Raw genomic sequence first — 7910 nt, forward strand, 5'->3', positions numbered from 1 at the left:
GTTAGCGGTACAATACTAGGGAGATGCGCGCACAGCGAGACGAGGTGATCCTATGAAAGTGGTTGTAGCCACTTTGAATGCCAAGTACATTCATACGTCCTTGGCGCTCCGTTATTTGAAGGCGTTCAGCGGAGATACATTTGATATCGAGATTGCGGAATACACGATCAAGGATCCGGTGATGAACGTGGTAAGCGACCTCTACGGCCGCCAAGCGGACATAATCGGGTTCTCCTGTTATATATGGAACATCGAGGAGACGATCCCGATTGTGAGCATGTTGAAGAAAATCCGGCCTGACCTGACGATCGTGCTCGGCGGTCCCGAGGTTTCCTATGATACGGAGTATTGGATGAAGCGTATTCCGGAAGCGGATTTCATCGTGATGGGAGAAGGCGAGGAAACTTTCGATCACTTGCTGCGGGAGTGGAGCGGCAACCGCAAGTACCATATGGTGTTCGGGTTGGCCTATCGGGACCGCGAAGGCCAGCCGGTGATCAATCCGCCGCGGCCGAAGCTGGACTTGAATGCGATCCCGACACCGCACCGGTTCCAGGAGGACCTGCCCAGCCTGGCGAACCGCGTCGTCTATTTCGAAACGAGCCGGGGGTGTCCGTTCAGCTGTCAGTTTTGTCTGTCCAGCATTGAGGTGGGCGTGCGGTATTTCGATATCGAGCGGACGAAGAAGGACTTGCTTTATTTGATCGAAAGCGGGGCGAAGCTGGTCAAATTTGTGGATCGGACATTTAATATCAAGCGGGACTATGCCCTGGAGATTTTCGATTTTCTGATTCAGCATCATGGCGGCTGTGTGTTCCAATTTGAAATCACGGCAGACATCATGCGGCCTGAGGTGCTGCAGTTTCTGTCCGAGCACGCGCCGCCGGGCATCTTCCGCTTCGAGATCGGCGTGCAGTCGACGAACGAAACGACGAATGAGCTCATTCAGCGCAGGCAAAATTTCAACAAGCTGACGCGTACGGTGACCATGATCAAGGAAAGCGGCAAGATCGATCAGCATTTGGATTTGATCGCCGGCCTGCCGGAAGAGGACTACGCATCTTTTCGCCAAACGTTCAATGACGTGTTTGCGCTAGAGCCGGAGGAGCTGCAGCTTGGCTTCCTGAAGATGCTGCGCGGCACTGGACTGAGAAGAGAGGCCGACAAGTGGGGCTACCGTTATATGGATCATGCGCCCTATGAGATGCTCGGAAACGACGTGATGCCGTTTGGCGATTTGGTCCGCATCAAGCGGGTGGAGGATGTGCTGGAGAAATATTGGAATGCGCATCGCATGGATACAACGGTGCAGTATCTGATACGCACGGAGTTTCCCTCGGCCTTCGATTTCTTTCAGTCGTTCGGCGATTACTGGGAGGCGCGGGGCTGGGCCAAAATCGGCCATCAGCTGGAGGACCTGTTCGTCCGTCTGCATCAGTTCCTGCGGGACAGAGGAACGGAGCGTCTGGCAGTAGCGGAAGGCTTGATGAAGTTCGACTACTTCCTCCACCATCGTTACAAGCCGCGTAAGGTATGGTGGGAGTTTGATATGGAAAAATCGGAGCAGAACTGGCTGTGGACGAGGGTGATGGGAGAGGCGGATCGGGTAAGTGGCGGTTTCGCAGCGCTGAATATGCAGGAGCGCGAGCTGCGGAAGCATGGCGTGATCGAGAAACTGCCGTTCGACCTGCAGGCTTACCTGGAAGAGGGAATCGTGAAGGACGAGGTCTCCACGATCCTGGTGTTCCTCTACCAGCCAGATGCGTCGGCGTCGGGACATGCAGCACCGAAGTATTATATGCTGGCGGATGAGCCTGCTGTACTGTTAGCAAGAGACAGCGGCGCGCAATAGCGGGTGATACTGACGTTATATCTGGCATTCCCATTCAGTCGCGATATAGCCGAAAATACTGATATTATTTCCGGCAATCCCGTTCAGTCGCACGCAATAACGGGAAAAACTGGCGTTATATCTGGTCGTTCGCCCATTGAGTCGCGATATAGCGGGAAATGTGGGTCTTATCGCGATGCTGAAGCGGGAGAATCAGCGGAAAGCTTGCGAATAGGACCAGTTTTTCCCGCAGTTGCGGCGTTGCTACAACGATACTTCAGGTTAGCGGGAAGGATGTCCGTTATTGCATATGCTGTCAGCATTGTCGGCGGCTTAACAATTGGTGGACGCATCCCCGCTACTGCGCAGGAAGCAAAAAATCCCGATCCGAGATCATCTCGGGCCGGGATTTTTTTGTAGTGCGCCCAGCGCCCACTAGCGCGTAGGGGGCATTGGAGTTCCTTAAGGCAACTGGCTGCGCAGGACGGTCATCTTCCCTTCGAGCGCATAAGAACCGAGTGCCGCGGGAACAAGCAGGCTGTCGCCTCGCTTGACTTCAAGCGACCCGCCTTCCCAGGCGATAAAGCCGCTGCCATCGCAAATGATATGGATGACGAAGCTGTCCGGTGTTGCGCTGAGCTCCCATCGTCCGTCTACCTGACCTTTTTCCGTTACGAAATAAGGAGACGCGGCGAGCTTCAACCACGAGTGGCTGCCGCTAAGGGTCGTTTCCATACGGCTCGCGCCTGAATCGCCGTACGCGGTCACATTCAGCGAATCTTCGATATGCAGCTCACGCGGCTTGCCGTCCAATCCCGGGCGGTTGTAATCATACACCCGGTAAGTGGTGTCGGAGTTTTGCTGAATTTCCGCAACGAGCACACCTGCGCGCAATGCATGCACGGTGCCTGCGGGGATATAGAAGGCATCTCCGGTTTTGACCGGGACCGTTTCCAGCACGTCCATAATTCGATCCTCGGCAATCGCCTTGGCGAAGGCATCACGGTCTACATCCTTCTTCAGTCCATAGATAATAGTAGCGCCGGGAGCGGCGTCAAGTATGTACCACATCTCGGTTTTGCCCAGTTCTCCCTCCGCCAGCCGTTCGTAGTGGTCGTTGGGATGGACTTGGACCGACAGATCATCTTGGCAGTCCAACAGCTTGACCAGCAGCGGGAAGCGGCCGTTCTTGGCAGACGCGCCTTTCGTGCCGAACCAGGCGGAGCCGAGCTCTGCCCGTATTTCGTCGAGACCCTTCCCGGCCAATTCGCCATTGGCAACAGTGGAGCGTCCATTGGCGTGATCGGCGATCGTCCACGCTTCGCCAATGGCGCCGTCAGGGATGGCGAAGCCGAACTGTTCCAGGGCGCGCCCGCCCCAGACCCGTTCTTTGAAATCAGGTTGGAATTTCAATGGATACGGTTGGATCATGAGTGGTTCCTCCTTGAATGTCGATGTCATAGGTTCAGGGCCCGTTAACGGTAAAGGTATAGGTATAGGAAAACACCTGAGCAGCTTGCCGTCACTTTGACGGGCTTTGTTTTTTCTCAACTGCCAGCACATATGGGGCGCTGCGGCGGTTCAGCATCCGATAACAGATTGACTGCCCCGCTTCCGGGTCCACTTGTGCGAACCAGTCGTCGACGGCTGCCGCCTCCTTCTCTCCTCCGGGATGTCCCGGATAGACAGTGACGCACAGCAGGCCGCCCGGTCTGAGCAGGGCGAAAGCCTGATCAAGCGCGCGGATCGTGCTGTCCGGCAGTGTAATCACATCGGGATTGCCGCCAGGCAGGTACCCCAGGTTGAACAGGACAGCGCCAACACGCCCATGGCACGACGCAGGCAGCAAGTGCCGCATTTCGTCATGCGATGCAAGCAGCAGCTGGACGGCATGCTCAGCAATGCCTGCTTGTGCAAGCCGCTCGCGCGTGCGGTCGAGCGCCTCCTGCTGAATGTCGAAGCTGTAAACCTTGCCCTTGGCTCCGACCATTCTGGCCAACGCCAGCGTATCCGCGCCGGCGCCCGCCGTGGCGTCGATGACCGTCTCGCCGGCAGCGACCCGCCGCTCAGCCAGCTTATGGGCATAGGTCAAGACCGACCAGAAGCCCATCGGTCAGTCACCTCTCCAATATTTGCCCTGCCAGGTATCCCGGCGAGCCAGCTCGGCGTCGATGGCGTTGAGCACTTCCCACTTCTTCAGGCTCCACATGGGGCCGATGAGAAGGTCGCGGGGCGCGTCGCCAGTTACCCGGTGCACGATCATGTCGGGCGGAAGCATTTCCAGCGTATCGACTACAAGGCCGACATACTCGTCCTTCTCCAAAAAGCGAAGCAGTCCGGCCTCCCATTGTTTGACCATCGGTGTTTTGCGCATGAGGTGAAGAAGGTGGACCTTAATCCCCTGTACATCCATGCGCGATACCGCACGCGCTGTATCCAGCATCATGTCGTGGGTTTCGCCGGGCAAGCCGTAAATGATATGCGCGCATACCCGAATGCCGTGCTTGCGCAGCCTCCGGACAGCATCTTCATAACAGGCGGTGTCGTGCGCGCGGTTGATCAGTGTGGAAGTCGATTCATGCACCGTCTGCAGCCCCATTTCCAGCCACAGGTACGTGCGCTGGTTCAGCTCCGCCAAGTACTCGACGACGTCGTCCGGCAAGCAGTCCGGCCGCGTGGCGATCGATAGGCCGACAACGCCGGGCTGAGCCAGAATCGCCTCGTAATATTCCTTGAGCACGGGCAGGGGGGCGTACGTATTCGTATAGGCTTGGAAATAGCCGATATATTGGGCCTCCGGCCACTTCTGATGCTGGCGGTCGCGCACGGTATTGAACTGGGTGATCAGATCGTCGCGCCGGCTGCCGGCGAAATCACCGGACCCCCGCGCACTGCAAAATGTACAGCCGCCTGCGGCGATCGAGCCGTCCCGGTTCGGGCAGGTAAAGCCTGCGTCCAGCATGACCTTGAACACCTTGGTGCCGAACTGTCTTCTCATTTCGTAATTCCATGTATGAAATCGCTTGTCTCCCCAGCGCGGAGCCTCATTGGCTGTCGGCGGGGCGGCGATAGGTGAATGTTTGTGCATGGCTTGTCTGCTCTCCTTCGTTATGCCGCTTCATCTATTGTAGCAAAAGCAGGCGGATGGAACAAAGGGAGGAGGTTGTCAGTTCCAGCCATCTTCATCGGCTGCCTGTATATGCTGTTTCACTTTGTCCAAGAGTTCCAGAATGCGGATTTGCTCTCTGCCCGTCAGAGCCATGAAAGAAGGTGCCATCTCCTGCTTCCAACGCTCATTGAGCTTCCGCACCAACTGGCTTCCCTCTTCCGTGAGATGGACGCGATAAGTCCGTTTGTCGGAGAGATGCTGCTGCCGGAATGCGAATCCGCGCCGTTCAAGCTTGTCGATGATCGGCGACATCGTAGCTGGCGTTACCTGATTCCATGCGGCCAGCGTGCCGATCGTCTGCGGACCTTCAACCTCTACCCGGCGCATAATCAGAAATTGGACAATCGTAACGGTGCCGCCGTCAACCTCGCTCAGCATCCGGGAGAGCCGCTGCCGATAGGCGAGCTGAATATCATGAACCCCTTGGTAAAAGAGCTCGGCGCGGGCGCGCTTGTGCTCCTCAATCTGAGCCGTTTTGGATAGAACCAACGTCATTTCACCTCGCTATAATATTTCGTTTTACTAAATAAAATATAAACACAATTAATCAAATATTCAATGAAAAAAGTGCGGAAAAACCGATGTTTTCACTTGAATTACCTTACATCTTGTGTTATATTAAGAGTGCGGGAAAGATGGTCCGCAGGAGAAAGTTTCTTCAGAATTCATAGTTTGGCTGTGGCAGGGAACGCTACACGTATACGCGGCACTAGCTCTCGAGCATTTTATTTTCAAAGAAGAGGTGTTGGCCATGAATTCGCAGGTGAAGATCCCAGGCGGAGACGAGAAGATTACGGTTGAACTGACTGTCAAGGAAGCCATTGCTTTGTCTGGCATTCGTTTCAACGAGGAGCCTCATCTTGTGCTGGACGCCCGGAAGAAACTGCAACAGCGCGTGAAGGATGCGCAGAGCAAGGCAAACATACAATAATCTCGAATGCGAGAAGGATATCAAGTTAGAGGATTCTTGCCCGGGCTGGCGGAGAATCCTCTATTTTTATTTTGACAACCCGTTCGGAATTGGGGAAAATAGAAGTTGCGTTTTTTTGCGCGCGGAATTCCATTCTGGAAGGAAGTCGAAAGTGATGCGTTTGAGAAGAAAGGCCGATACGATCGATGTGCTGCAGGGCAAGGAGCGCATTGTGCTGAATGCCGAGCAGTGGAAAGGACGCTGGATGGAGCTGTTCGTTCGGAATGCTCCGGTCCATGCGGAATTGGGGATGGGAAAAGGGCGTTTTATCACGGAGCTGGCGCGGCTGCACCCGGATATCAATTTTATCGGGATCGACCGGTATGACGAGCTGATCCGGCGTGCCTACGAAAAGGCGCTGGTTGCGGGAGCTGGCGAGATGCCCGGCAATCTGGTGCTGGTGCGGGCCAATGTCGAGCACATTGACCAGATGTTCGCTGAATCCGAACTGTCCCATATTTACCTGAACCATAGCGATCCGTGGCCGAAGAAGAGACATGAAAACCGGAGATTGACTCATCCCCGGTTTATGAATAAGTATATGCATATCTTGGAGCCGGGCGGCGAAATCCACTTGAAGACGGATGCAGCCAGCCTGTTCGAGTATTCGTTGAATGTGTTCGCTGACATGAACCTCCGCATGCGGAACATCAGCTTGAACGTGCACGCAGAAGGAACGCCGCCCGGACATGTCTTTACCGAGTACGAGCAAAAATTCGTTGCCGAGGGGCTGCCCATTTACCGTGTCGAAGTGTTGACGAACAAGGAGGCAGGCTCCTGAACGCGAGGGGCGTCGAAAAGCCGCAGCACAGCTTCCGCGCAGCGAGCCGGGTTGCCCCCGGGTCGCTGTCCTGTATATAGGGATGCGCCTGACGTTTCGGACGGCCGTCTCGGATTCACCAGCCGGGCAAACCGCCGGTGGAGCGTTTCCGCTGAATCCAGCTTCTCCGCTATTCCCAGCGATGAGAAGAAGGCGCAATTCCCTTCCTCCTGGCCGGGCAGCGGATTGCAGAAGAGCATAGGCAAGCCTTTCGCATAGGCTTCCGAACAGGTCATGCCGCCTGGCTTGGTAATGAGCAGGTCGGCAACGTCCATAAGCTGGTGAATATCATCCGTATAGCCCAACAGACGTATGTTCGGGTGATCCAATTTTGGATTGGCCCGAAGCTGATGCAGTGCCTGGCGATTGTTCCCCAGGCAAATAACAAGCTGAACCTGATCCGCCCATTCCAGCGCTGCTTCCAGCAGGTGCTGTTCGCCCATGAGCCCCCAGCCGCCGCCCATTATGAGCACAGTCGGCATGGAGCGAAGGCCGAATTGCCTGCGGATCAGCGCTTTATCCGGTTGTCCGTGGAAAGAGGGATGAATCGGCATGCCTGTCGCTTCAATCGTATCGGGATCTACCCCCTTCTCGATCAAGGCTTCTTTTACTTCTTTGGATGGGACGAGATAGGCGTCGGTTTCTGCATGAATCCAGGCGCTGTGCGCATCATAATCGGTGATGACGGTGCATAGCGGTACTGGCCAACCTTGCCGCTTCATTCTTGCAATGACGGCGCTGGGAAATGGATGTGTGCTGACTATGACATCTGGCTGGTAATCACGCAGCAGTGCAGCGGTTTGTGCGTAGAACAGGCGGTGGAGTGCTAGTTGCGCAAATCGGTTCAGAGGCTTGTCGTAGTAATGCCTGTAGATTTTTCCGTAGAGCTTTGGCCGCTTGATTAAGGTGCGCCGAAAAAAGGAAAAGGCCAGCGGTGCCAGCTCGGGATGCAAAAAGGAACCGAGCTCGAGCACCTTGGGCATCACCCGGGAATCGGCCGCCCGCAAGTGGACGGCTAACGCTTGGGCGGCTTGCGTATGGCCGGTGCCGAAACCTTCAGACAACAATAAGACCCTGCGGTAACTCAAGCTTGCATCACCCTTTGGTCACTTGTTTTTTT

At 55.6% G+C, this 7910-nt stretch carries 8 protein-coding genes; 3 read left to right on the plus strand and 5 right to left on the minus strand.

Annotated features, from left to right (window positions below):
* Window positions 1-52 precede the first annotated feature (52 nt).
* Complete coding sequence (locus XYCOK13_RS15140) at window positions 53-1852, plus strand: B12-binding domain-containing radical SAM protein (RefSeq protein WP_213413007.1); 1800 nt, start codon at window positions 53-55, stop codon at window positions 1850-1852.
* Window positions 1853-2293: 441 nt separating this feature from the next.
* Here XYCOK13_RS15140 and XYCOK13_RS15145 read toward each other — a convergent pair whose 3' ends face one another.
* From XYCOK13_RS15145 to XYCOK13_RS15160, 4 genes are all read right to left on the minus strand, one after another.
* Window positions 2294-3262, minus strand: a complete 969-nt coding sequence (locus XYCOK13_RS15145) for a type I phosphomannose isomerase catalytic subunit (RefSeq protein WP_213413008.1) — start codon at window positions 3260-3262, stop codon at window positions 2294-2296.
* Window positions 3263-3353: 91 nt separating this feature from the next.
* Window positions 3354-3941, minus strand: coding sequence for a tRNA 5-(aminomethyl)-2-thiouridylate-methyltransferase MnmM (mnmM, locus tag XYCOK13_RS15150; RefSeq protein WP_213413009.1), 588 nt, complete (start codon window positions 3939-3941; stop codon window positions 3354-3356).
* Window positions 3942-3944: 3 nt separating this feature from the next.
* Window positions 3945-4919, minus strand: a complete 975-nt coding sequence (gene mnmL, locus XYCOK13_RS15155) for a tRNA modification radical SAM protein MnmL/YtqA (protein ID WP_213413010.1) — start codon at window positions 4917-4919, stop codon at window positions 3945-3947.
* Between the two features lie 78 nt (window positions 4920-4997).
* On the minus strand, window positions 4998-5489 hold the full coding sequence (locus tag XYCOK13_RS15160; protein ID WP_213413012.1) for a MarR family winged helix-turn-helix transcriptional regulator: 492 nt from the start codon (window positions 5487-5489) through the stop codon (window positions 4998-5000).
* Between the two features lie 262 nt (window positions 5490-5751).
* Here XYCOK13_RS15160 and XYCOK13_RS15165 point away from each other — a divergent pair, with 262 nt between their 5' ends.
* Window positions 5752-5931, plus strand: coding sequence for a hypothetical protein (locus XYCOK13_RS15165; protein ID WP_213413014.1), 180 nt, complete (start codon window positions 5752-5754; stop codon window positions 5929-5931).
* A 154-nt stretch (window positions 5932-6085) separates the two neighbouring features.
* Window positions 6086-6751, plus strand: coding sequence for a tRNA (guanosine(46)-N7)-methyltransferase TrmB (gene trmB, locus XYCOK13_RS15170; protein WP_213413015.1), 666 nt, complete (start codon window positions 6086-6088; stop codon window positions 6749-6751).
* Here trmB and XYCOK13_RS15175 read toward each other — a convergent pair.
* Window positions 6709-7878 carry an MGDG synthase family glycosyltransferase gene (locus XYCOK13_RS15175; RefSeq protein WP_213413016.1) on the minus strand — a complete coding sequence of 390 codons (1170 nt, stop codon included), beginning with the start codon at window positions 7876-7878 and terminating at the stop codon, window positions 6709-6711. The genes trmB and XYCOK13_RS15175 overlap by 43 nt on opposite strands.
* Between the last annotated feature and the right edge of the window lie 32 nt (window positions 7879-7910).

It is taken from the genome of Xylanibacillus composti, assembly GCF_018403685.1.
GTDB lineage: Bacteria > Bacillota > Bacilli > Paenibacillales > K13 > Xylanibacillus > Xylanibacillus composti.

Excerpts from the sequence above, each read along its gene's own strand:
- mnmM (WP_213413009.1), bottom strand. The coding sequence starts at position 3,941 with ATGGGCTTCTGGTCGGTCTTGACCTATGCCCATAAGCTGGCTGAGCGG.
- XYCOK13_RS15145 (WP_213413008.1), bottom strand. The coding sequence starts at position 3,262 with ATGATCCAACCGTATCCATTGAAATTCCAACCTGATTTCAAAGAACGG.
- XYCOK13_RS15165 (WP_213413014.1), top strand. The coding sequence starts at position 5,752 with ATGAATTCGCAGGTGAAGATCCCAGGCGGAGACGAGAAGATTACGGTT.
- mnmL (WP_213413010.1), bottom strand. The coding sequence starts at position 4,919 with ATGCACAAACATTCACCTATCGCCGCCCCGCCGACAGCCAATGAGGCT.
- XYCOK13_RS15140 (WP_213413007.1), top strand. The coding sequence starts at position 53 with ATGAAAGTGGTTGTAGCCACTTTGAATGCCAAGTACATTCATACGTCC.
- trmB (WP_213413015.1), top strand. The coding sequence starts at position 6,086 with ATGCGTTTGAGAAGAAAGGCCGATACGATCGATGTGCTGCAGGGCAAG.